1 pseudogene is annotated in these 662 nt (G+C 69.6%); it reads left to right on the plus strand.

The features are described 5' to 3' along the window. Positions 1-70 precede the first annotated feature (70 nt). A pseudogene (locus LPA54_RS34550) lies at positions 71-662 on the plus strand (ubiquinol-cytochrome C reductase); the annotation flags it as partial.

A 662-nucleotide genomic window follows, 5' to 3' on the forward strand; every position in this document is an offset into this window, starting at 1 on the left:
TCTTCGGACTGGGCGCGCTGATCGCGGTCGCCGTCTGGGTCGCCGCTCGGACCGCAAAGGCCAAGAAGTCATGAGTAGCCAAGACATTCCCGAAGAGAACCTGCCCGCAGCGCAGGACACCAGCCACGGCGCGGTGAAGCTCGCGGACGAGCAGAACCCGTTCGCCGACCCGGGCCTGCCGCCCCACGAGCCGCGGATCCAGGACATCGACGAGCGGGCCGCCAAGAGGTCCGAGCGCACGGTCGCCCTGCTGTTCACGGTGTCGATGCTGGCCACCATCGGCTTCATCGCCTCGTACGTGACCATCCCGGTCGACAAGTCGGTCTACATCTGGCCGCTCGGCCACATCAGCGCGCTGAACTTCGCGCTGGGCATGACGCTCGGCCTCGCCCTGTTCTGCATCGGCGCCGGCGCGGTCCACTGGGCCCGCACGCTGATGTCGGACCACGAGCTGGCCGACGAGCGTCACCCGATCGAGGCCGCTCCCGAGGTCCGCGCGAAGGTCATGGACGACTTCCGCCAGGGCGCCAAGGAGTCGGCGCTCGGCCGCCGGAAGCTGATCCGCAACACCATGTTCGGCGCGCTGGCGCTGTTCCCGCTCTCCGGCGTGGTCCTCCTGCGTGACCTCGGCCCGCTGCCCGGCACGAAGCTGCGCCACACCC

Origin of the sequence: Streptomyces sp. DH12 (assembly GCF_020873895.1) — a bacterium.
Classification (GTDB): domain Bacteria; phylum Actinomycetota; class Actinomycetes; order Streptomycetales; family Streptomycetaceae; genus Streptomyces.